The organism is Vibrio sp. OPT18, assembly GCF_015163615.1.
GTDB lineage: Bacteria > Pseudomonadota > Gammaproteobacteria > Enterobacterales > Vibrionaceae > Vibrio > Vibrio coralliirubri.
Window position 1 is genome coordinate 1 of sequence record NZ_JADDYK010000100.1, and the last position, 22,031, is coordinate 22,031.

Here is a 22,031-nt window from a genome sequence, read left to right on the forward strand (position 1 = left end):
AGGCAGGGTGTGTAAGTGCTGCGAGGCATTGAGCTAACCTGTACTAATTGCCCGTGAGGCTTAACCATACAACACCCAAGGGGTTTTGTGGACTCAAAACTATTTGTCTCCGCTTTTTAAAAGCAGAAACAAAGTACAAACGCTTGAATGAGTTTGAAAGAGACTTTTAAATACAGTTTTCCAGATTATTTTGCCTTCAGTTTTTAAAAAACTGAAAGTAAAAGCAAAATTTGCTTGGCGACCATAGCATTGTGGACCCACCTGATTCCATGCCGAACTCAGAAGTGAAACACAATAGCGCCGATGGTAGTGTGGGGCTTCCCCATGTGAGAGTAGGACATCGCCAGGCTTTGATTTCGTTATTTGCATAGCAAATAACAACCTCAACAGTGTACTAATCTGTTGATGACAATTTGTTGGAGGGATGGCTGAGTGGTCGAAAGCACCGGTCTTGAAAACCGGCAACCGTTAATAGCGGTTCTAGGGTTCAAATCCCTATCCCTCCACCACCATTAGAAAGCCCGCTGAGAAATCAGCGGGCTTTTTTTCGTCTTGAGTTTGGCAAAAGAACCTTTGAATACTTCAAAGTGGAAGATTACCCGTTAGTTAAACATCGGTGTTTTGGTGTTAAGCACTAAAAAGCAGAGCTTAATCGCTCTGCTTTGATGTTGAAATGAATATTCTTTGGGACTAGTACAATCAGTTCGCTTACTTAGCGACGTTACCTGCCACGTTTAGAGCATCCCATGTACGTGAAAATGGGGGAGCGTAACAGAAATCCATGTAGCCTAATTGTTGTGTGGTCATCTTAGCGGTGATAGCAACTGCTAGTGCGTTAATACGGCCAACCGCTCCTTTCTTACCTACTATCTCACCACCTAGAAGAACCTTAGTCTCTGGGTGATAAACCAACTTCACCTTGATGTCTTCTTGGCCAGGGTAGTAATCAGTTTGGTTCTTATCTGAAATCGTTGATACTTTCACATCTAAGCTATGTTCTTTCGCCAGAAGTTCAGATACGCCGGTACATGCCAATTCGTAATCGAGTACTTTCAAACAAGACGACCCCAAGAAGCCCGTCATGTAAGTGTCTTTTCCTGCTAGCTTGTCTGCCATCATGCGTGCTTGTTTGTTGGCTGTAGTTGCAAGAGGAACATAAACGGGTTTGCCTAGTGCCATATGATGGACAACGGCACAGTCACCTACAGCATGGATGTAAGCATCTTCAGTGGCACCATATTCATTCACTAACAGAGCGCCGTTTGCTGCTTTTGGCAGTGCGAATGCTTCAGTATTTGGTTTGAAACCGAGTGATAGGATTACGATATCAGCTTCTACATTGCCGTTATCGGTTTCTACGATGTAACCACCTTGCTCGGCATCGCGAATCGTAGACACGCTGCAACCTGTTTTAAGGTCAGCACCGGATTCTCGAATCGCACCTTCAACTACTTCAATGCTCTCTGGGCTGAACTGACGGCTCATGATGTGTTGTTCACGTTCGATAATCGTCACATGCTTATCTAAGCCATGTGCCGCATCAAAGACTTCAAGGCCTATAAAGCCTGCACCGATGACACACACGCGTTGATTGGCATCGTCTTTAAGCGCTTCTTTGACTGCTAAGCCATCTTCCATGCTTGTTAGTGTGTATACGTGTTCTGGATTGAATTCACCGAATGAGGGAACGATCGGACGTGCGCCTGTCGCAATCACCAACATATCGTAATCGATAGTGCTGTCTACGTTTTGGTGACGCACTGTAATGTGTTTTTCAGTGCGGTCGAACGACACCATTTCCGTTTCTACACGAACATCTAAACCAGATTTTATGGCTTGTTCTGGCGTACGAGAGATCATTCGCTCGGTGTCATCAAACATGCCGCCTGCAAAGTAAGGTAAGCCACAGGCTCCGAAAGAGATGTAGCTACGCTTATCTAAAACGATGACTTCGTCTGATGGTTGATTACGTTTGTATTTTGCTGCGAAACTCATACCCGCAGCGCTACCGCCTATAACAACAACTTTCATATTTACTACCTAAATAACCTGAACTCAGGAAAAACAGAAGAGCACTCAAGTGGAGTGCTCTTAATTAAGTTTGAGAATTATACTGCTGCTTCTTTTGATACTGTCGCTGTAACGTCAGCGTCGTATTGTTCAGTATCCAATGAGCCATTCTTCTTCGCTGTAAGAACGCCTGACAACATAGAGCCTGAGATGTTCAGCGCTGTACGAGCCATGTCAATTAGCGCTTCGATAGACACTAGAATCGCGACTACTGTGATGTCTAGACCCATGATGGTCAGTACAGCTACTGCTGCGAACGTTGCACCACCACCGACACCTGCGATACCGAATGAAGCAATTGCGATAACAGCGATCAGTTGTAGGATGAAGCTCAAGTCTACAGGCATGCCCATTACTTGTGCCGCCATGATTGCTAGCATAGCTGGGTAGATACCTGCACAACCGTTTTGACCGATACTGGTACCAAATGTTGCTGACATGTTTGCTGTTTCTTCATCTACACCTAGGCGTTGAGTTTGTGTTTCAACGTTTAGCGGGATAGCTGCCATGCTTGAGCGAGAACCGAAACCGAACACCAATACTGGCCAGATTTTCTTCATGAACTTAGCAGGAGAAAGACCGAACATTGACACCATGACGAAGTGGATGCCGAACATAACGCCAATTGCTACGTAGCTTGCTAGAAGGAAGCGTCCCATCTCTGCAAGTGCGAACAGGTCGTTGGTCATCATGAATGTGGTCATCAGAGCGAATACACCGTAAGGCGTTAGCTTCAGAATTTCACGCACCATTGAAAGCACCACTTCTTTTGCAGAGTTGATGAAATCAACGAAGTTTTGCACTTTCTCTGGCTTACGGTTTTTCACTTGAAGGATACAGTAACCAAGGAACATACCGAACAGTACAGTTGATAACGTAGAAGTACGTTGAGAGCCCGTTAGCATGTCGAAGATGTTGGTTGGAATGATAGACAGAGCCATACCAGACAGACCACTGCTCGCCATTGCATCTTGTGTTGCTACCAGTGAATCACCGCGAGCTTCAATCGCACTGTTTGTGCCGATAGTGCTTACTAGTGCGTTCGCATCGATACCAAATAGGTAAATACTTGCGATACCAACGGCTGCTGAGATTGCACAAGTGAAAAGTAGAATACCGATGATTTTTGGTGCGATGCGAGATAGCGCACCGCCGCCTTCAACGTTCATGATCGAAGAGATCATCGCCACGAATACCAGTGGGATAACGATCATTTGTAGAAGTTTGATGTAGCCTTTACCGAACACTGAAATCAGTTCAGCAAAGCCAGAGGTCGCAACGTTGCCGACACCGAAAACAAGTTGAATTGCGCCACCGAACAACAAGCCAGCAGCAAGCGCACTCAGTACGCGGAAGTTAAAACTTTTCTTTTGCTTTTTGAAGTTCGACAGCAGTGCGTAGAACCCAAAGAACAGTACGCTTAATGCGATAAATGAAACGCTCATGAGAATCTCCTATGATACCCATTAATACCTAAGTCGGTTATTTTTTGTATGCGATGGCTTCAACTTCAACCAGTGCGTCTTTTGGTAGTCGTGCTGCTTCAACACAAGAGCGAGCAGGTGCGTTCTCTGTACCAAACACCTCTGTGTACACTTCGTTAAAGGCAACGAAGTTTTCCATGTCAGATAGGAAGCAGGTTGTCTTAAGCACTGTGTCCAGTCCTGCATTACTCGCTTCTAGTACAGCTTTTAAGTTTTCTAGCGACTGACGAGCCTGCTCTTTGATGCCGCCCTCAACAAACTGCATGGTTTCCGGAACGAGAGGTAATTGACCTGATGTATAAACCATGTCGCCGTAAGACGTACCTTGTGAGTAGGGGCCGATAGCTGCAGGTGCTTGTTCAGTGGCAATGATCTGTTTCACGATGTAACTCCTAAATTATTGGTTTTATTCTGATTTAAATTCACGGATAAACTTGTAAACCGCCTGTCGGCTGATCCCAAGTTGCTCTGATACTTGTGTAGTCGTCTCTTTTAGCTCAAATACGCCGTTATCAAATAAACAACGAATGATGGCTTTATTGCGACCTTTGGAAGAAACCGACTCGTCTTGGTCAACCTCGTTAATGGCTGAACTCAATGCTTGCTGAATCACATCATTTGCATTGTTGCTGAATGTCTCGCTGACAATGGCTTGCGGCACATTGCACTGCGGCATCAGCGTTTTGACGATTTCTGGAAATGGGAAAGATAAGTTCATGTTGATACACAGCATGCCGATCGGCTTTTGTTGTGGACCAGCCAGTACGCAGGTAGTCGATTTCAGTAGGGAACCGTCTGCTGCGTTGGTGAAATAGCTCTTTGGAGAAACTTCGCCAGTTTTCTCGAATGTACTCCACATGCGTAAACCTAAATCGGTGATAGGCGAGCCGATTTCACGACCTGTGTGATGACCATTGACGATCTTCACGACAGAGTTTTCTAGGCTTTCAAAGGAGTGAATGACCACTTCGCAGTAAGGGCCAATCAAGTCAGCAATTGTGTCCGCCAAGCGGAAGTAATTGTTTAAACATTCTCTGTCTTCATCGGTGAATCGAACTTGTTTTACATTCATGATTTCGGTTTACATTTTTGAACTCAATGACTGAAATCTACTCCTTTGGTGGTATTTCCACAATACGCAGTAAACTTCTGTAAACCTGACGTAAACGTCTAAAACATCAACAAGTCGTAAGTTTTAGAGCTAAATCAAGAACGAAATTTGAACGTGATCACTCGAAATAGGTAAATTAGGTTTAATTTCTTAAACTTCATCAAGGTTTACATATTTAAAACCAAAGATTGCATTTTTGAAGGCTTTAATGATCTAGAACAAATTTTCGATTGAGGTGAAACGAGCATTCCATAATGGGATGCTTTTTTATATGTGAGCTTGTTAGTTATTGGAGGTGTGTATCTATTACTTGGAGAACTCCAAGACGCTGCGATTTTTATTGAGCTTTTTATTGTCAAATTACTGTGAATTACCTCCGTATATAAGTTGATATTCTCCCGCAAATCTCTTGATTTTTTGGTATTTAAAACAGCGAGTTAAGCTTGTCTAGACAAGTTAACTAACCCCTTGAAATATTTCATTTCTGCAAATAAACCGACACGTAACTTTAATATTCAAACGTCAAAGTGGCCTTAAATCAAACAGGGACATTGACGATGAATAACATCATTGAAGTTAAGAAGGTCAACAAAACATTCGGTTCGAACAAGGCACTGAATGGCATCAATTTGACGATTACCAGTCGTAAGATGACGGCGCTACTTGGTCCGTCTGGTTCAGGTAAATCTACACTGCTTCGTCACTTAAGCGGTCTGATCATCGGAGATAAAAGCACCGACTCTCAAATTAACGTGCTTGGCCAAACGGTACAGGCGAACGGTAAGGCAGACAGCAATGTTCGCGACATCCGTGCGCAAGCGGGTTACATCTTCCAACAATTCAATCTCGTTAACCGCTTATCTGTGATGACCAATGTACTGATTGGCGCACTGAGCTCTACACCTAAGTGGCGCACTCTGACGGGTATTTTTACGGTTGAACAACAGCAAGAAGCGCTTGAAGCACTGCGTCGCGTTGGTATGGAAGATTTTGCAGGCCAACGCGTTGGTAACCTATCAGGTGGCCAACAACAGCGTGTCGCAATCGCACGTGCGCTGATGCAGAAAGCCAAAATCATTTTTGCCGATGAGCCAATTGCTTCGCTTGATCCAGAATCAGCACGCATCGTGATGGAGCTGCTTACGGATATCAATCAAAAGGAAGGCATTCCTGTGATCGTAACACTCCACCAAGTCGACCACGCTCTTAAGTATTGCGAAAACATCATCGCGCTTAAAGACGGCCAAGTGTTCTACGAAGGAAAGAGTGCGGAACTGACTAAGCCTCAGCTTGAAGATCTATATCGTTCTAAAAAATCGACAAACACGCCACATATTCAACCTAACGACGTGCTCGCTGCGTCTTTTTAAGTATCAGGGAATTTAAGATGTTTCATTCAATGAAATCAGGGATTAAGAAGGCCGTGACGCTAGCAACTGTGTTGATGACGACTCTCACTGCTGGCCACGCTTTTGCTAAAGATTCGATTAACTTTGGCATCATCGCAACCGATGCACAACAAAACTTGCGTAGCCGCTGGGAGCCTCTTTTGGATGACCTAGGTAAAGCGTTAGGCATGCCAGTGAACGCCTATTTCGCACCCGATTACGCAGGCATCATTCAGGCACAACGTTTTGGCAAAGTGGATTTTGCTTACTACGGAAACAAGGCGGCAATGGAAGCTGTTGACCGTGCAAACGCTGAAGCCTTCGTTCGTTACATCGATGAAGATGGCTTACAGGGTTATTACAGCTTACTGATTGTTAACGCTGAAAACGACAACATCAACACGCTTGAAGATGTTCTAGAGCAACACAAAACACTCAAGCTTGGTAATGGCGATCCTAATTCTACTTCGGGCTTCCTCGTTCCGAACTTCGAAGCATTTGCCAACAATGGCATCTCTGCGAATGACTTTCACCGCAATGTGACCGCAAGCCATGGCGCTAACGTGATGGCCGTAGCGAATAACCAAGTCGATGTCGCAACTAATCACACCATGAGCCTTATTCGCATTGAAGACCAGAACCCTGAGCTGTTTAGCAAGCTCAAGGTGGTTTGGCAGTCAGAGCTCATTCCATCAGATGTGATTACCTACCGTAAAGACTTAGATGAAGGCTTGAAACAAAAGGCGCGTGATTTCTTCGTGAGCTACGGCGAACAGCCTGAGCAGCTTAAAAACCTAAATCAACTGGCTTGGTCTGGCTTTGCTGCTACCGATAACAACCAACTACTGCCTATCCGTCAAATGGAAGCGTTTAAGAAGCTGGTTGAAGCGGAAAACAACAGCAACCTTAGCGAGAAAGTGAGAGCCGATCGTATGGCGCAATACCAAGCCGAAATCGACCAGCTGCAAACAGAAATTGATGCGCTGGAAGGTTAATCCAATTCCCCTGCGCTGCTGTGGGCGGCGCTATAAAAGAGTATGAGAACAATGACTGCAATGACTCAACGTTACGAGCCTTCATCAAAGCTGTCGATTAAAAACGGCGTGATTGCTGTGATAGCACTACTGGTCCTTAGTTGGGCGTGGCAAGGCGCAGAAATGGCACCAATGATGTTCTTTGAACACCCAGAGAACATGGTTCAGCTAGGTAAAGACTTTTTCCCTGCTGACTTTAGTGAAAGCAATGTCTACTTAACCGAAATGCTGGTGACGATTCAAGTGGGTATTTGGGGAACCGTGTTATCGATTCTGTTAGCAATCCCATTCGGCATTCTGAGTGCTGAAAACCTGATGCCGAGCTGGGTGACATTTCCAATTCGTCGATTGATGGACTGTTTACGCGCTATCAATGAAATGGTGTTTGCGATGCTGTTTGTCGTGGTTGTCGGATTAGGGCCATTTGCAGGCGTGATGGCGCTGTTCATTCACACAACTGGCGTACTTGCCAAGCTCTTTGCCGAAGCGATTGAAGCGATTGAACCCGGACCGATGGAAGGTGTGAAAGCGACAGGCGCGAATCCTATCGAAGTGATTCTTTACGGCGTGATTCCACAGGTGTTGCCACTTTGGATTTCGTACTCACTGTACCGCTTGGAGTCGAACATTCGCTCGGCAACGGTTGTCGGCATGGTTGGCGCAGGCGGTATCGGTGTGCTGCTTTGGCAATCTATTTCAGGTTTCCAGCTGCAACAAACCGCAGCAATCATGGCGATTGTTATTGTGACGGTAAGCATTATCGACTTCGTTTCTCAAATCATCCGTAAGAAGTTTATCTAGGCATCTCAGATGCCTATTTAACCAAACTTGTCTAGATAAGTGATTGAATTTTAAGAAAGGAAACCCTTATGCCCGTTTACTTAGATATTGCCTCAGAGCTTGAAAAGGAAGTGAAAGACCACTTTGTGCCAGGTGACTACTTACCACCTGAATCCAAATTGGCTGAGCGCTTTGCAGTAAACCGTCACACGCTTCGCCGCGCAGTCGATGAACTCGTGTCAACGGGCTTGATTCAACGCCACCAAGGCAAAGGCAACATGGTGATTCGTCAGCCAAGTGAATATCGACTTCACTCAGGAGCTCATTTCACCAAGAACCTGATTGAGCAAGGTGCGATGCCAAGATGTGAGGTGCTTCAATCTCGTCTTATCAATGTACCCCCAAAGATTGCGGGCTACTTGAAGATTGAAGAGGGGAGCAAGGTTATTCACATCCGTACCCTGCGAAAAACCGGAGATACACCGAGAACCATTATCGACCACTATCTACCCAATGTGGCGTGGTGGCCGATTCTCAAGAACTTCACCAACGGTTCTTTGCACCAATTTATTCAGCGTGGTTTGGATACTGATTTAGAGCGAAAAGAGACTCGAGTGGGCGCGAAAATCCCAACCAATGAAGAGTGTCGTTTGTTGCAAATTAGCACCAGTACACCGCTACTCAAAATTAAAACCACCAACGTAATCAAAGGCACGCAAGTGATAGCAGAATTTTCAAGTTCGAACACCCGTGCCGACGCAACCGAAATTGTAATGGAGCACTAAATGACAGCTTTGAAAGAGCGACAAAAGTGGATGTCAGTACTCGCGCAGAGCCAGTTCTCAGAATTGAAAACGCGCTGGGAAGCATTAGAGCTAGACGCAGAATACGCAATGGTTCGCCAACCAGAGATTGGTTTAGCACAAGTGCGTGCACGTATGGGCTCAACAGGTCGTCAGTTCAACATGGGGGATGTCACGATTACTCGCGCCGTTATCAAGCTAACGAGTGGAGAGCTTGGTTACAGCTACCTACAGGGGCGAAGCAAGCCTCATGCAGAGCTAGCAGCCGTCGTCGATGCCCTGATGCAAAACGGACAGCAAGCCGAAGTGATCAACACGCAACTGATAGAGCCTTTGGCTGCGATGAAACATGAACGAGACAGTCAACGTCGCCAAGAAGTGGCTTCAAGCAAAGTGGACTTTTTTACCATGGTTCGCGGTGAAGATTAGGTCCGCGGAGAAGATTAGCTTCGCAGGTAAGCAGAATAACTACATGTCATTCAAGAATAAGATTAACGAATTAAACAGGTTAGAACGAATTCAATGAGTATGATTTCTCCTGCATTTCAAGATGCAGTTCATGACAGTCAGCAGTGCTTTCGATTGCTGCTCAAGGCGATGTCTGAACCCGGTACCGTCGTAACACTAAATCGTTGCGAAGGCTTTGGTTCAATGATGAGTGCAGCCGCTCAAACGCTACTTTCCATGGCCGACAATGCAACGCCGATCTGGCTATCTTCGACATTAAAAGCTGATCACGCGGTGACTGAAAACATCAAGTTTCACATTGGCGCACCGATTGTAGAGCAGACTCAACAAGCGAGCTTTGCTGCGATTTCAGCACAAGATCTACAGGATGTTGATTGGTCAGAACTGACATTCAATCTCGGCAACGAAGAGTACCCAGATACCTCAACAACAGTTGTGATTGAAGTTGATAGCTTGACGTCTGGAACTGAGCTGTCTCTGAGTGGCCCGGGTATTCAAAGTGAACAAGCTGCGTTTTTTAGCGGATTACCGGCGGGCTTTATTGCTCACCTTAAAGAACGTCAATCATTGGTGAAGTTCCCATTAGGTGTCGACTTTATCTTTGTGGCGAACCAGCAAGCGCTGTGTTTGCCTCGTACAACTAAAGTGGAGGCGACAACATGTACGTTGCTGTAAAAGGTGGTGAAAAGGCCATTAGTCTGGCGCACCAACTGCAAGCGAAGAAGCGTCGCGGCAATCCTGAATTACCAGAGTTAAGCGTTGAACAGATTCAAGAACAGCTGTCAGGTTCGGTAGACCGAGTGATGACGGAAGGCGGAATTTATGACAAACAACTCGCGGCATTGGCCATCAAACAAGCCGCAGGTGATTTGGTTGAAGCTATCTTCTTGTTGCGTGCCTATCGCACCACGTTACCTCGCCTGATCACTGCGCTACCCGTTGATACCAATACAATGCGAATTGAACGTCGTATTTCAGCAACCTATAAAGATTTACCGGGCGGTCAGATCTTAGGCTCAACCTACGATTACACGCACCGCTTATTGGATTTCAGCCTACTTGCCGAAGGGGAAACACCGCAGATCCCCACGCAAGATGTGACTGATTCTGAACCTTGCCCTCAGGTGCTCGGCATTCTCGAAAACCTCGACATGATGTTGACCGAAGAAGATGACCAACAAGTACCAGAAGACATCACCATGAATCCGGTGAACTACCCATGTAACCGCAGCGCACGCCTACAAAATTTGGTGCGCGGCGATGAAGGTTTCTTATTGGCACTGAGCTACTCAACCCAACGTGGCTATGGTCGTAATCACCCTTTCGCGGGCGAGATTCGTACGGGTTTTTCAACGCTATCGATTGAGCCTGAAGAGTTAGGTTTCAGCATCGATATTGGTGAAATTGAACTGACAGAGTGCCAGATGATCAATGGCTTTGTTGGTAACAAACAACAGAAAGCAAAACTGACTCGTGGCTACGGTTTAACGTTCGGTGCTACTGAACGTAAAGCAATGTCGATGGCGTTGGTTGACCGTTCTTTGCAAGCCGCAGAATACGATGAGCCTGTCGATGGCCCAGCTCAAGATGAAGAGTTTGTGCTTTCTCACTCAGACAACGTAGAAGCCGCAGGCTTTGTCTCTCACCTTAAACTTCCTCACTACGTCGATTTCCAAGCAGAACTGGAACTGCTGAGAAAAATGCACAAAGAGCACGATGAATTGATGGCTCAGCCAGGTAATGACGAACAAGGAGGTCAGTCATGAACACTGCAACGCTTAATGCACCGGTGGGTAACGCTTCAGCGACATTCAATGCTGAAGAAACAGCATCTCAGAGCCCAGTAGGTGCGACGGGTTACAACTACGGTTACCTTGATGAGCAAACCAAGCGAATGATTCGCCGTGCTTTGCTTAAAGCAGTTTCCATTCCGGGTTATCAAGTGCCATTTGGCGGTCGCGAAATGCCAATGCCTTACGGTTGGGGAACGGGTGGTGTGCAGATCACCGCTGCAATAATTGGCCAGCCAGACACGCTAAAAGTGATTGACCAAGGTGCAGATGACACAACAAACGCCGTGTCGATTCGCGAGTTCTTCAAGTCCATTGCCAGTGCAAACACGACTGAAAAAACGACGGAAGCGAGCATTATTCAGACTCGTCACCGTATTCCTGAAGTTGATCTTCAAGAAGATCAGATCTTGGTGTATCAGGTGCCGATCCCAGAGCCGCTGCGCTTTATTGAACCACGTGAAACTGAGACTCGTAAAATGCATGCGCTGCAAGAGTACGGAATCATGCACGTCAAACTGTATGAAGACATCGCTCGTTTTGGCCACATCTCTACGGCTTACGCTTACCCAGTGCGAGTAAACGATCGTTACATCATGGATCCATCGCCAATTCCTAAATTCGATAATCCAAAAATGGACAACATGGCCGCATTGCAATTGTTTGGCGCGGGTCGTGAAAAGCGTATTTACGCCGTTCCTCCTTACACCAAGGTTCAAAGTCTAGATTTTGAAGATCACCCATTTGAGATTCAACAATGGGACGAGCCATGTGCGATTTGTGGTTCGACGGATACTTTCCTTGATGAAGTCGTTATGGATGACCAAGGCTCACATATGTTCGTGTGTTCAGACACGGATTACTGTCGCGAACAACAGGAGAACAACGCATGAACGCTGTGACGAACATGAAACACGAATGGAACCAGTCAGAGCAGCCTCTGTTGTCTGTCTCTAATCTCACTAAGCTTTATGCGCCGGGTAAGGGCTTTCAGAACGTATCTTTTGACCTTTTCCCTGGAGAAGTGTTAGGCATTGTGGGTGAGTCGGGCTCGGGTAAAAGTACCTTATTGAAGTCGCTTTCTGGCCGTCAAACCCCAGACAGCGGTGAAGTGATTTACTTGCGTGGTGACGCGGATAAACAAATCTCACAACTGGAAGATTTATACCAAATGGCAGAAAGCCAACGTCGTCACTTGCTTCGCACAGAGTGGGGCGTGGTGCATCAACATCCAATGGATGGCTTGCGAGGTCGAGTATCGGCGGGCGGCAACATTGGTGAGCGCCTAATGGCCGTAGGCGAACGTAACTATGGCGAAATTCGTGAGAAATCCGCGAAATGGCTCGGTGATGTTGAGATCCCAACGGATCGAATGGATGACATGCCGACGACTTTTTCTGGTGGTATGCAGCAGAGATTACAGATCGCTCGCAACCTTGTGACTCACCCTAAGTTGATCTTTATGGATGAGCCGACAGGTGGTTTGGATGTATCTGTACAAGCTAAGTTGCTCGATCTTCTTCGCCGCTTGGTGACAGAGCTTGAACTGGCCGTGGTGATCGTAACCCACGATCTTGCTGTAGCTCGCTTGCTTGCCCATCGATTAATGGTGATGCGCCGCAGTGAAGTAGTAGAAAGTGGCCTTACCGATCAAGTGCTTGATGATCCTCAACACCCATACACACAATTGCTAGTTTCTTCTGTATTGCAGAATTAAGGACGATGACATGAATACCAAATTAACCGTAAACAACGTCAGCAAAACCTTTGTGCTGCACAATCAAAATGGCGTTGAACTGCCAGTTCTCACTGGTGCGAACTTCTCAGTAGACAGTGGTGAATGTGTGGTTTTACACGGTCATTCAGGTTCAGGTAAATCAACGCTATTGCGCGCGCTATATGCCAACTACCTAGTGGACTCTGGCTCAATTAACGTTGTACACCAAGGCAGTACGCTCGACCTTGCGAAAGCGACACCAAGAGAAATCATCAACGTGCGCAAGCACACCATAGGTTGGGTGAGCCAGTTCTTACGTGTCATTCCACGTATCAGTGCACTGGAAGTAGTGATGCAACCTATGTTGGAAATGGGTGGCTGCGCGCAAGAAGCACAAGAGAGAGCTAAGTTACTGCTGACTCGCTTAAACGTACCTGAGCATTTGTGGCACTTAGCGCCTGCAACCTTTTCTGGTGGTGAACAGCAGCGTGTGAACATCGCACGTGGTTTTATTGTTGATTACCCAATCCTACTGCTTGATGAGCCAACGGCTTCGCTTGATGCCACCAACAGTGCGGTAGTCGTGAGTTTGATTGAAGAAGCCAAAGCAGGCGGCGCTGCAATCATCGGTATCTTTCATGACGAAGCAACACGAGATTTGGTCGCTGACCGACTGTATGACGTGAAGCTACAAAAAGACATTTCACCAAAACAACTCACCACAGCGTGTGCGTAAAGGGAGCTGACGCAAATGATTATTACCAACGTAAATCTGGTGCTTGAAAATGAAGTAGTGCGTGGCTCTGTTGAGCTGCGAGACGGCGTGATTGCCAACATGTCTGACTCTACTAGCCAGCTTCCGGGTGCCTTTGATGGTGAGAATGGCTTCTTGATGCCGGGTTTAATTGAGCTGCATACCGACAATCTAGAGAAGTACTTCACGCCAAGACCAAAGGTAAACTGGCCACCGCTTTCGGCAATGAGCGCGCATGATACTCAGCTGATTGGATCGGGCATCACCACGGTGCTTGATGCGGTTGCTTTAGGTGACTACCGAGATGGCAATCGCCAAGAGAATCTCGATCAGTTTATTAATACCGTAGCCGAGAGTCAGAAACGTGGTTTAACCCGTGCCGAGCACCGTATTCACTTGCGTTGTGAAGTGCCGCACTCGACTACCGTTAGTTTGTTTGAGCGTTACGTGAATATGCCAGAAGTACAGTTAGTATCCTTGATGGATCACGCACCGGGTCAGCGTCAATTTGTGAACATTGATAAGTACCGTACTTACTATCAGGGCAAGTACAACATGACGGATGCTGAAATGGCAGTCTACGAAAAAGACCAGGTTGCTCAGTCACAGCGTTGGTCGAAACAGAACCGTGATGAGATCACCCGTCAGTGTCGTGATTTGAACATTCCAACCGCAAGCCATGATGATGCAACCAGCGCGCATGTCACGGAATCTAAAGAGTTGGGCATGGTTATCGCAGAGTTTCCAACCACAGTTGAAGCGGCAAAGCGTTCTCACGAATTGGGATTGAAGGTAATGATGGGTGCGCCAAACGTGATTCGTGGCGGTTCGCACTCGGGTAACGTCGCAGCGCATGAACTGGCGTCTTTGGGCGTGTTGGATATTTTGTCTTCCGATTATTACCCAGTGAGTTTGCTAGACGCGGTATTTACGCTAGTGAATGATGAGCGCAATAACCTCGATGTAGCACAGGCGGTGCAATTGGCGACATTGAATCCTGCACAAGCTCTTGGCTTAACTGACCGTGGTGTCATCGCGGAAGGTAAGCGTGCAGATCTGGTATTAGCGCATCGTTTGGATGATCACCAGCTAGTATCTCGTGTGTGGCGTGAAGGCAAGAAGGTATTCTAATCCATGTCTAAAGGTCACTCATTTGATGTGAATGGGGTGGTGAACGCTGCCCCTAAAGCTGACAAACCGGGTCAGCTTTATTACGTAATTGGTCCTTCTGGAGCTGGTAAAGATTCAATTATCTCAGCGCTACGAGAGCAGTTTGTTGAAGACTTGGTGGTCGCCCATCGCTACATCACACGTGCGGCGGATGCTGGTGGCGAAAACCACGTAGAGCTTAGTGATGATGAGTTCTTCATTCGCTACTCACGCAATATGTTCGCGATGAGTTGGCAAGCGCACGGCATGAGTTATGGCATTGGCCAAGAAGTGTATCAGTGGATGGATGCCGGTTTGAGTGTCGTGGTTAATGGCTCACGTGCGTATTTGGATGCGGCAAGAGAGTTGTTTGGCGAACGATTAGTCCCTGTTGTGGTGAGCGTTAACCCCGAGGTGTTAGAAGCACGCTTGCGAGCTCGCGGACGAGAGAGTGAAGCGCAGATTGCCCTTCGCTTACAACGCGCGGCAGACTATTGTATCGATTCAGCATCAGGCTCATCGGCTCTCAATAATACGCTGTGTATTGATAATAGCGGTACGCTTGAGCAGAGCATTGCGCAGTTTGCCCGTTTAAAAGAACAAGCTGAAAGGCTCGCAGAACCCATAGGTGGTGTCGCATGAAGTTAACCATGTTAGGCACAGCCAACAGTGCGATGGTACCGGTTTATGGGTGTGATTGTTCGGTGTGTGGTGCTGCCCGCGAAGACTCAAATTTGAGGCGTGAAAAGTCATCGGCTTACCTTGAACATAATGGCAAGTTTTTACTACTGGATGCCAATGCTCCTGATCTTATGTGCCGTTTTCCTGCGGGCTCGATAGACAAGATCTTATTGACTCATTACCACATGGATCATGTTCATAGTTTGTTTGATCTTCGCTGGGGCGCTGGCGATAAGATCTCGGTGATTTCACCGGATGACCCGCTTGGCTGCGACGATCTTTATAAACACCCTGGTATCTTGGACTTTTCCCTGCGAGCACAAGCATTTAAATCATTTTATTGGCAGGGAATTACCATCACGCCTCTGCCCCTCAATCACTCTAAACTTTGTCTTGGTTATTACTTTGAATTTGATGGCAAGCGCTTGGCTTATTTAACCGATACGGTAGGGCTGCCAAAACAAACTGAGCGTTGGTTGAAAGAGTTTCCCGTTGATTGGTTAATTACCGATTGTAATTACTCGCCAATTGAAGACCCTCGAGCTAGCCTAAACCACAACGACTTCCACCATATTTTAGACATCGATGAAACCTGTCGCCCCAAAAATCTAGGCTTGATTCATGTGAGCCACCACATGCTTGGCTGGGCTGAGCAACATCCACAAGCCTTTTCAGAGCGACTGCGCATTCTCAACGATGGCGAGGAGATAACCCTATGAGCCAACCACTTTCCCCAACCCTGAACAGCGAACCTAGCGTTGCTGACAGCAGTAAACTGCACAATGTTGAACTAGGGCGTTGGACTGAAATCGCCGACCGTTGCGTGCTAAATAACGTGCAAGTCGGAGACTACAGCTACATCCAAAATGACTGTAACCTGATGTTTACCGAGATTGGTAAGTTCACATCCATTGCGGCGGCGGTTCGCCTGAACCCGAGCAACCATCCGTGGTGGCGTCCAACGTTGCATCATTTCACTTATCGCCCGGGCAAGTATCAACTAGGTGAAGACCCTACTTCATTGGACGATGAGGTGTTCTCGTGGCGTGAAGAAGACAAAGTACAGGTTGGACACGATGTGTGGATTGGTCACGGCGTGATTGTTCTTCCGGGTATTACGATTGGTAATGGTTCGATCGTTGGCGCGGGTAGCGTGGTGACCAAAGACGTACCGCCATACTCAATTGTGGTTGGTAACCCTGCCAAAGTGTTGCGTCCTCGGTTTGATGACCCTAGTTATGCCGAGCGGTTAGAAAGCCTTGAATGGTGGCATTGGGATGATGAAAAACTCGGGGAGGCTTTGCCCCTTTTCCAAAAAGATTGCGGCGAATTTTTGAGTCACTTTGAGCAAGTTTAAACTAGATACCCTTTAAATCTTAAAACGAAAAAGCAGCCTAAGTGGCTGCTTTTTCGTTCATAACGCTCTAGCTGTTCAATTACCTATTTGGCTAGTCTCGCTTCGACTTGCCCAAGTGCTCGTTGGTACATAAACCATGCACAAGTGCCGGCAAGTACATTACCTACCATGGCACCCCAGAATAGGCCTTCAATGCCAGCAAGCTGCGAACCAACCCATAAACAAGGTAAGAAGAAAGCAAACAGGCGCAGTGCTGATATCGTCAAGGCAGTATAAGACTTGCCAAGCGCATTAGAGATAGAAACCATCAGCATACAGATGCCCAAAGGCCCTAAACTGATAGGAACGATAAGTAAGTGGTAGTTCAAAATGGTCGAGACTTCGTCTTCGCTGGTCATGAGATTTGCCAACCCGCCAGAGAACACCCAGGTGACCAGTGCGATCACTAATTGGAACCCTAATACAAACATCACAGCAATCTTCACAAGACTACGTATGTTCCCTAGGTTCTTTTCTCCCAACATGCGACCAATCATAGGTGGCATCGACATAGTCAGAGCAAGCACTGCAACAATCGAAAAGAATTCAAAACGTGAACCTAGCGCCCAAGCTGCAACGGCTGCTGTGCCATAGCCTGCAAGCAGTTTGGTGGCGAGCATCGAAGAGACTGGTGGCAGCAATTGGCTGATCATGGCTGGCCCCATGATGTTACCGATGGAGCGAACACTCTTGCCGATGTCGAGATCGTGCCAGTCGAATGTCATCCAATGCTTCTTAGTCACCTTCGGAGCAACGATAAAGATACCCGCACCGAACGCCAAGATGGTCGCAATCGCGGCTCCGTTGATGCCCATGTCGAGCGTGAAGATGAAAATCGGGTCCAATATCAAGTTGATGATACTGGTCGCGATCATCATCGAACCGGGCAGCATGGTATTACCATTGGCACGACACACGCTGTAGAAAAAGTAGAGCAGTGCACCTGTCCAAGAGCTTACCAGCCAATAGATCCAGTAAGAATCAATGATCGGCAGTACCGTTGGTGGTGCATCGAGGAGTTGCAAAATAGGACCACGAAGTAGGTAGATGATGACGGAGAACAGCGCGACACTCACGCTGCCCATCGCAACCACCAATCCGCCGAGCTGTTTGGCGTAGCGTATCTCGTTGGCGCCAATCGCTCTCGCAATCACAGCCGTTGTCGCGATGCCTAGCCCGACCTGAATCCCGATAATGATCATCTGAATTGGTAGCGTGAAACCTTGAACCGCGAGCGGCAGTACGCCTAACTGGCCAATAAAAGCACTGTCTACAAGTTGGAAGCTCATCAGGGAGAGCACCCCAAACAGCATTGGCCATGTCATTGTATAGAGTTGTCGGCCAAGAGAAGGCGAGGGAGTTGCGGTCGTAGAATTCATAGCACTCTTATTATTCTTGAAGGTCGATTCACTTTATTGATGAACCTCTCAATGAAGATTTGCGTTAAGGATAACGTAAGGCCCGTAGGATACCAATAAATGACAGGAGATCTATGGGGCGCGAAGATTTCGTGTTCGAGTTGATCGGTTAAATAACTAACTTGTACGGCAAGGTTTTAGTGAGCTAATTTATAGAACCGTATCTCAAACCTCATTTATTTTATAGGCTTATCATTGTTGCTTAATGTAATTCCAGTATCTATAAACTAGTATCGTTTAATAAGCACAGGAGTTGCGTTTAACTAACTCATATTTGAGAGGGAACTAAATATGTCAGGGACAGAAGTCATCCAGATCACCGCAGATCAAGTAAGAAAAAACAAAGCAAAGGTATTGGCGAAGATAAACCAGCAAGGAATCATGTCTCAAGGTTTCCGTTTAGTTAATGTTGAAGACTACAACCAAAGGCTGCAGGCGTTGAGACAGAAGATAGAAAACTTTGACTACTTAAATGCTGCGAACAAGCAACAAGACCAAGTGATATTAGACATCATGACTCAGAAAGAGAAAATTAATGATTACTTGGATGACGCAACGAGCCAAAAGCTTGCCAGTGGGAATTTAGATGCTGGTTCTCGAAATCAGGTTGCAAATGCCACGCTTAAGAAAAAGCAGCTTTTCATGATGTTTATGGAGACGGTTGAAGCACAGGCAGCTCTAAAAGAATACGCCGTTAAAGTTGCTTCTGTCTGTAATGGCACGTTGAAACAACCACCGGGTGCTTACTTAGGGGTTAAAGATTTTCATGGTGCGTTAGATAAAATTACCAATCGTAAACGTCATTATGATATCGGCGATCTAAAAGATGCGGCCCGAATGACGATCGTTTTTGAAACTATGCAAGATATGGTTGCTGCTAAGTCCATCATCGCTCTGTCAACAGAGTTCGACAAGCTCAAGCACCACCAATCGGCGATGAAAGATCGTTATGGCACCAGTAAAGGTGTAAAAGCCAAATATAACTGTGGTGCAACGGATGCCGGATACAAAGATATTAAATTCTTCCTAGAGATGGAAAACGGCCACATTGGTGAACTGCAACTTAATACCAAAAATATGATGGTGGCGAAAAAGAACGGCCACATTATTTACGATATTCTGCGTGATGGTGGGACATTGGATAAACCATTCACAATTACCAATACAGAGGTACTCGCCAAAGTGTCTCGTAATATGAATGAAAAGTGGTTTAACTTTATGAACACTCGTGTTCCAAAAGCAAGAGAGGATATTGCTAAGGTGCAACTCATAGTTAACCGTTTGAATCAAAACCTCTCCAATGGCATCAATTCGTTGCTCGTGACTTTAGAGGATATCAAAATCCTATCCAGTGTTAGTCTTTGCATCTATGAGCAAGGCGATAATGCGCGAGCATTGCTTGATTAACGCCGTCGGTGTCACCTGCTTTATGTGTTTATAATTAGTCCGGCCATTAGGTCGGATTTTTTGTTTCTGAGTTCTGGCTCTGGCGACGATAGTCTGGGGCTGTTTGTCCAACCCAACCTTTGAATGCACGATTGAAATTACTCAGGTCGCTGTAACCCACTTGCCAACTGATGTCTTGAACAGAAAGGTCGCTCTCTTCGAGTAACTGTTTTGCTTTAGCTTCCCGAACTTGTTCTTTGGCTTCTTTAAAGAGAATGTTTTTTCTCTTTAGGTTTCTCTGCAGCGTTCGTTTTGTCATGCCGAGCATGGTCGCAAACCACTCAATATTGAACCAAGGTAGAGTTGCATAGGTGTCTATTAATATCTCGACAGCGTGATGCCAGTCTTGGGTACTATTTTGTTCTGAAATGGCACGATAATCATCGGGCAGCGGAATCGAGAACGCACCGTATTGCTCTTCAAACTGAATATCAGAATCAAAGAAATGCTTGGGTAATTTACGTGCGCTGTTGTGCTTAGAGACCAACTTGGCGTGTGATGGTTGCCAGCGACTGTCAATGAACTTACGGCATAGGCTAATCACGGTCAGGGCGCGAAACCATTCTGCTTGTTCAAAACCTGAGGTCGATGGGTGATAGCAACTTCGATGACACAGCCACCACAATCCATCGCTTTTTTCCGTCCATATGGTGACGTGATTACTTAAGGTCGATATTTCAGTAATCAAGCAGCGTACCGCTTGCTCGAGTGAAGTGCATTGTTCAATTTTTCGGTTTAGCTCAGGTGACAATTGTTCTAGAGAGGCTTTACGTCCAACCTCAATCCCTATCGAATAGCCAAACTTACGCTCAAGGCCATGAATGAAGCGAATTACGTCTTGTGTAGGAAGCCATTGATTGGATTGTGTCAGCTCAATAGGTAGACCGCACGCAACGGCGACGGTGCGCCAATCCAGTCTATGTTTGTCACAATACTGAATATATGGAGCAATGTTACTGGTCGAAGTGAGCAGTATGCTGGTGGTGTTCGATGATGCTTTCATTGTTTTGTGCCTACCATTAAATGTCACCAAGTGACCTAATTAAGTGTAGCGCATCTCCCTATACTTCTCCTAACCCAAACAGGAGAACAATTATGAAACTTAAACACATTGCCGTTCTAGTATCGTTAGCGACCGCATCATCATTTGCTCTTGCAGCAAACCCAGTTGAAGAAGCTCTAAAAGTTGAAGGTGCTCAAGTTACCTTGACCGTGAAAGAGGCGAGCACAGCATTTACCCCAAGTTTTACTGACTCAGCTCGTGAGTTATTCAATAACTTTCATTGGCAGATGGGCGGCGACCACAGCGTTTACTACAACATGCACATGAGTGAGTTTCTACCAACGGCACTGGCGGCTCCAAACGAAGAGTACAAGCCTTTAGTCAAAAATATCGACCCACGACTCGCTGCACTCAAAGTTAATACTGAAAGCAAAGGTCAGTTGACAATGGATGAGTACTTGGCGGATGAACAGTTCCGTACCCAAGGCTTTATGTTGATTCACAAAGGGGAGATCGTTTACGAAGCTTACCCGGGTATGAAGCCGACAGATACGCATGTTTGGGCATCTACAGCAAAAACGACGGTTGGTACTGTGATTGCGATGTTAGTGGAAGAAGGCAAAGTCGACCCTGAAAAAGAGATCGCTGAGTATGTTTCTGAATTGAAAGGAACAAACTGGGATGGCATCACAGTACACCAAGTTCTGAACATGTCGACCGCGCTAGACAATGAAGAGACATTAGAGTCTATCTTGAACCCAGATTCTGATGTAGTGCGCTTCTTTGCGGCATCGTTTAACTCACCAAGAGCAAAAACGGGTGAGATGGAAACTTGGATGGATGTAGCTAAGGGCGCGCAAAAGCTTGAAGGTGAAAAAGCCGGTGACCATTTCCGTTACGCTTCTATCAACACCATGGTGCTGACTAAGTTAGTTGAAAACGTTGAAAACAAAACTTGGACTCAGGTATTCGAAGATCGTGTTTGGTCAAAAGTGCACGCACGTCAACCAATGCAATTCAACTTGACGCCAGATGGCATGGCGATTGCGGTTGGCTTGGTTTCATCAACGGTAGAAGACATGGCTCGCTGGGGAACACTATTTACACCTAGCTGGAAAGCGGTGGCTGATGAGCCAGTGGTGTCACAAGCTGTGATCGATCGTATCCGCAACGGCGGTGATCCAAAAGCATTCGTAGGTACTAGCAAAGAGAGCAGTTCACTGCACGCATACAACGAAAAAGCAGACTACAACGCATACCAGTTTGATTTCATTTTTAACGATGGTGCGATGTCGAAAAGCGGCAACCTAGGCCAATTTATTTACATCGATCCGGCGCGTGACTTTGTGGGTGTGATGTTCTCAACCAACCCATACCACTCAGGTTTTGGTGAGAATAAAGGCCCTGCACTAATGCGTTCAGCAGCAAAACTACTTGCTGACAAGTAATGTCTGTGGCTGAGCAAGGTAGAAACTAGAAACACCAGCCAATTAAGAAAAAGCCAGTCATAATGACTGGCTTTGTTGATTTTACTTTTCG

22 protein-coding genes, 1 tRNA gene and 1 rRNA gene are annotated in these 22,031 nt (G+C 46.4%); 18 read left to right on the forward strand and 6 right to left on the reverse strand.

The annotated features are described in order from the left end of the window. Window positions 1-233 precede the first annotated feature (233 nt). Both rrf and IQQ51_RS24110 read left to right on the forward strand, forming a co-directional pair. Window positions 234-349 (forward strand): 5S ribosomal RNA (gene rrf / locus IQQ51_RS24105). Between the two features lie 69 nt (window positions 350-418). Continuing rightward, window positions 419-509 (forward strand) — tRNA-Ser (locus IQQ51_RS24110). Between the two features lie 199 nt (window positions 510-708). Here the strand turns inward: IQQ51_RS24110 and IQQ51_RS24115 are convergent. The 4 genes from IQQ51_RS24115 to IQQ51_RS24130 all read right to left on the reverse strand — a co-directional run bounded on the left by IQQ51_RS24115 (window position 709) and on the right by IQQ51_RS24130 (window position 4,626). Then, the gene (locus IQQ51_RS24115; protein WP_193842317.1) at window positions 709-2,031 is read right to left on the reverse strand and encodes a CoA-disulfide reductase; all 1,323 of its coding nucleotides are present in this window, start codon (window positions 2,029-2,031) and stop codon (window positions 709-711) included. Window positions 2,032-2,108: 77 nt separating this feature from the next. Beyond that, window positions 2,109-3,515, reverse strand: a complete 1,407-nt coding sequence (locus IQQ51_RS24120) for a cation:dicarboxylate symporter family transporter (RefSeq protein ID WP_017102501.1) — start codon at window positions 3,513-3,515, stop codon at window positions 2,109-2,111. 37 nt (window positions 3,516-3,552) lie between these two features. Then, the gene (locus tag IQQ51_RS24125) at window positions 3,553-3,936 is read right to left on the reverse strand and encodes a RidA family protein (RefSeq protein ID WP_017111552.1); all 384 of its coding nucleotides are present in this window, start codon (window positions 3,934-3,936) and stop codon (window positions 3,553-3,555) included. A 24-nt stretch (window positions 3,937-3,960) separates the two neighbouring features. Next, on the reverse strand, window positions 3,961-4,626 hold the full coding sequence (locus IQQ51_RS24130; protein WP_193842318.1) for a helix-turn-helix transcriptional regulator: 666 nt from the start codon (window positions 4,624-4,626) through the stop codon (window positions 3,961-3,963). A 596-nt stretch (window positions 4,627-5,222) separates the two neighbouring features. Here IQQ51_RS24130 and phnC point away from each other — a divergent pair. The 14 genes from phnC (at window position 5,223) to IQQ51_RS24200 (ending at window position 16,586) form a co-directional block, all read left to right on the forward strand. Next, on the forward strand, window positions 5,223-6,035 hold the full coding sequence (gene phnC / locus IQQ51_RS24135) for a phosphonate ABC transporter ATP-binding protein (RefSeq protein ID WP_017067518.1): 813 nt from the start codon (window positions 5,223-5,225) through the stop codon (window positions 6,033-6,035). A gap of 17 nt (window positions 6,036-6,052) precedes the next feature. Continuing rightward, complete coding sequence (gene phnD, locus IQQ51_RS24140) at window positions 6,053-7,048, forward strand: phosphonate ABC transporter substrate-binding protein (RefSeq protein ID WP_193842319.1); 996 nt, start codon at window positions 6,053-6,055, stop codon at window positions 7,046-7,048. Window positions 7,049-7,099: 51 nt separating this feature from the next. Next, window positions 7,100-7,888 carry a phosphonate ABC transporter, permease protein PhnE gene (gene phnE, locus IQQ51_RS24145; RefSeq protein WP_086774585.1) on the forward strand — a complete coding sequence of 263 codons (789 nt, stop codon included), beginning with the start codon at window positions 7,100-7,102 and terminating at the stop codon, window positions 7,886-7,888. A gap of 68 nt (window positions 7,889-7,956) precedes the next feature. After that, entirely contained in the window at window positions 7,957-8,652 is a 696-nt protein-coding gene (gene phnF / locus IQQ51_RS24150; protein ID WP_017066709.1) for a phosphonate metabolism transcriptional regulator PhnF, read from the forward strand. Further along, window positions 8,653-9,099, forward strand: coding sequence for a phosphonate C-P lyase system protein PhnG (phnG, locus tag IQQ51_RS24155; protein WP_193842320.1), 447 nt, complete (start codon window positions 8,653-8,655; stop codon window positions 9,097-9,099). 93 nt (window positions 9,100-9,192) lie between these two features. Then, window positions 9,193-9,813 carry a phosphonate C-P lyase system protein PhnH gene (gene phnH, locus IQQ51_RS24160; RefSeq protein ID WP_059019136.1) on the forward strand — a complete coding sequence of 207 codons (621 nt, stop codon included), beginning with the start codon at window positions 9,193-9,195 and terminating at the stop codon, window positions 9,811-9,813. Further along, window positions 9,798-10,904, forward strand: coding sequence for a carbon-phosphorus lyase complex subunit PhnI (locus IQQ51_RS24165; protein ID WP_193842321.1), 1,107 nt, complete (start codon window positions 9,798-9,800; stop codon window positions 10,902-10,904). The genes phnH and IQQ51_RS24165 overlap by 16 nt, the downstream gene beginning before the upstream one ends. After that, a complete protein-coding gene (locus IQQ51_RS24170) occupies window positions 10,901-11,821 on the forward strand; it encodes an alpha-D-ribose 1-methylphosphonate 5-phosphate C-P-lyase PhnJ (protein WP_048612809.1) in 921 nt (306 codons plus the stop codon). Before IQQ51_RS24165 ends, IQQ51_RS24170 begins: the two co-directional genes overlap by 4 nt. Beyond that, complete coding sequence (phnK, locus tag IQQ51_RS24175; RefSeq protein WP_017066704.1) at window positions 11,818-12,645, forward strand: phosphonate C-P lyase system protein PhnK; 828 nt, start codon at window positions 11,818-11,820, stop codon at window positions 12,643-12,645. Before IQQ51_RS24170 ends, phnK begins: the two co-directional genes overlap by 4 nt. Window positions 12,646-12,655: 10 nt before the next feature. After that, entirely contained in the window at window positions 12,656-13,381 is a 726-nt protein-coding gene (gene phnL / locus IQQ51_RS24180) for a phosphonate C-P lyase system protein PhnL (RefSeq protein ID WP_048609050.1), read from the forward strand. A 15-nt stretch (window positions 13,382-13,396) separates the two neighbouring features. Further along, a complete protein-coding gene (gene phnM, locus IQQ51_RS24185; protein WP_052879138.1) occupies window positions 13,397-14,530 on the forward strand; it encodes an alpha-D-ribose 1-methylphosphonate 5-triphosphate diphosphatase in 1,134 nt (377 codons plus the stop codon). Between the two features lie 3 nt (window positions 14,531-14,533). Next, entirely contained in the window at window positions 14,534-15,190 is a 657-nt protein-coding gene (gene phnN / locus IQQ51_RS24190; protein WP_193842322.1) for a ribose 1,5-bisphosphokinase, read from the forward strand. After that, entirely contained in the window at window positions 15,187-15,948 is a 762-nt protein-coding gene (gene phnP / locus IQQ51_RS24195; protein ID WP_193842323.1) for a phosphonate metabolism protein PhnP, read from the forward strand. Before phnN ends, phnP begins: the two co-directional genes overlap by 4 nt. Further along, entirely contained in the window at window positions 15,945-16,586 is a 642-nt protein-coding gene (locus tag IQQ51_RS24200; RefSeq protein WP_193842324.1) for a DapH/DapD/GlmU-related protein, read from the forward strand. The genes phnP and IQQ51_RS24200 overlap by 4 nt, the downstream gene beginning before the upstream one ends. An 83-nt stretch (window positions 16,587-16,669) precedes the next feature. On the opposite strand, the gene IQQ51_RS24205 is transcribed toward IQQ51_RS24200, so the two are convergent. After that, window positions 16,670-18,004 carry an MATE family efflux transporter gene (locus IQQ51_RS24205; protein ID WP_193842325.1) on the reverse strand — a complete coding sequence of 445 codons (1,335 nt, stop codon included), beginning with the start codon at window positions 18,002-18,004 and terminating at the stop codon, window positions 16,670-16,672. A 330-nt stretch (window positions 18,005-18,334) separates the two neighbouring features. Between IQQ51_RS24205 and IQQ51_RS24210 the strand changes: the two genes are divergently transcribed. Continuing rightward, entirely contained in the window at window positions 18,335-19,450 is a 1,116-nt protein-coding gene (locus tag IQQ51_RS24210; RefSeq protein ID WP_193842326.1) for a hypothetical protein, read from the forward strand. Window positions 19,451-19,496: 46 nt separating this feature from the next. On the opposite strand, the gene IQQ51_RS24215 is transcribed toward IQQ51_RS24210, so the two are convergent. Beyond that, the gene (locus IQQ51_RS24215; protein WP_059019098.1) at window positions 19,497-20,492 is read right to left on the reverse strand and encodes a helix-turn-helix domain-containing protein; all 996 of its coding nucleotides are present in this window, start codon (window positions 20,490-20,492) and stop codon (window positions 19,497-19,499) included. Window positions 20,493-20,584: 92 nt separating this feature from the next. On the opposite strand from IQQ51_RS24215, the gene IQQ51_RS24220 reads away from it, so the two are divergent. Continuing rightward, window positions 20,585-21,940: a serine hydrolase domain-containing protein gene (locus IQQ51_RS24220; protein ID WP_193842327.1), complete on the forward strand. Its 1,356-nt coding sequence runs from the start codon at window positions 20,585-20,587 to the stop codon at window positions 21,938-21,940. The last annotated feature ends 91 nt before the right edge of the window (window positions 21,941-22,031 follow it).

What these genes read in the sequence shown, in the direction of transcription:
- IQQ51_RS24115 (WP_193842317.1), bottom strand. Translation starts at nt 2,031, where the DNA reads ATGAAAGTTGTTGTTATAGGCGGTAGCGCTGCGGGTATGAGTTTCGCA.
- IQQ51_RS24120 (WP_017102501.1), bottom strand. Translation starts at nt 3,515, where the DNA reads ATGAGCGTTTCATTTATCGCATTAAGCGTACTGTTCTTTGGGTTCTAC.
- IQQ51_RS24130 (WP_193842318.1), bottom strand. Translation starts at nt 4,626, where the DNA reads ATGAATGTAAAACAAGTTCGATTCACCGATGAAGACAGAGAATGTTTA.
- phnC (WP_017067518.1), top strand. Translation starts at nt 5,223, where the DNA reads ATGAATAACATCATTGAAGTTAAGAAGGTCAACAAAACATTCGGTTCG.
- phnD (WP_193842319.1), top strand. Translation starts at nt 6,053, where the DNA reads ATGTTTCATTCAATGAAATCAGGGATTAAGAAGGCCGTGACGCTAGCA.
- phnE (WP_086774585.1), top strand. Translation starts at nt 7,100, where the DNA reads ATGACTGCAATGACTCAACGTTACGAGCCTTCATCAAAGCTGTCGATT.
- phnF (WP_017066709.1), top strand. Translation starts at nt 7,957, where the DNA reads ATGCCCGTTTACTTAGATATTGCCTCAGAGCTTGAAAAGGAAGTGAAA.
- phnG (WP_193842320.1), top strand. Translation starts at nt 8,653, where the DNA reads ATGACAGCTTTGAAAGAGCGACAAAAGTGGATGTCAGTACTCGCGCAG.
- phnH (WP_059019136.1), top strand. Translation starts at nt 9,193, where the DNA reads ATGAGTATGATTTCTCCTGCATTTCAAGATGCAGTTCATGACAGTCAG.
- IQQ51_RS24165 (WP_193842321.1), top strand. Translation starts at nt 9,798, where the DNA reads ATGTACGTTGCTGTAAAAGGTGGTGAAAAGGCCATTAGTCTGGCGCAC.
- IQQ51_RS24170 (WP_048612809.1), top strand. Translation starts at nt 10,901, where the DNA reads ATGAACACTGCAACGCTTAATGCACCGGTGGGTAACGCTTCAGCGACA.
- phnK (WP_017066704.1), top strand. Translation starts at nt 11,818, where the DNA reads ATGAACGCTGTGACGAACATGAAACACGAATGGAACCAGTCAGAGCAG.
- phnL (WP_048609050.1), top strand. Translation starts at nt 12,656, where the DNA reads ATGAATACCAAATTAACCGTAAACAACGTCAGCAAAACCTTTGTGCTG.
- phnM (WP_052879138.1), top strand. Translation starts at nt 13,397, where the DNA reads ATGATTATTACCAACGTAAATCTGGTGCTTGAAAATGAAGTAGTGCGT.
- phnN (WP_193842322.1), top strand. Translation starts at nt 14,534, where the DNA reads ATGTCTAAAGGTCACTCATTTGATGTGAATGGGGTGGTGAACGCTGCC.
- phnP (WP_193842323.1), top strand. Translation starts at nt 15,187, where the DNA reads ATGAAGTTAACCATGTTAGGCACAGCCAACAGTGCGATGGTACCGGTT.
- IQQ51_RS24200 (WP_193842324.1), top strand. Translation starts at nt 15,945, where the DNA reads ATGAGCCAACCACTTTCCCCAACCCTGAACAGCGAACCTAGCGTTGCT.
- IQQ51_RS24205 (WP_193842325.1), bottom strand. Translation starts at nt 18,004, where the DNA reads ATGAATTCTACGACCGCAACTCCCTCGCCTTCTCTTGGCCGACAACTC.
- IQQ51_RS24210 (WP_193842326.1), top strand. Translation starts at nt 18,335, where the DNA reads ATGTCAGGGACAGAAGTCATCCAGATCACCGCAGATCAAGTAAGAAAA.
- IQQ51_RS24215 (WP_059019098.1), bottom strand. Translation starts at nt 20,492, where the DNA reads ATGAAAGCATCATCGAACACCACCAGCATACTGCTCACTTCGACCAGT.
- IQQ51_RS24220 (WP_193842327.1), top strand. Translation starts at nt 20,585, where the DNA reads ATGAAACTTAAACACATTGCCGTTCTAGTATCGTTAGCGACCGCATCA.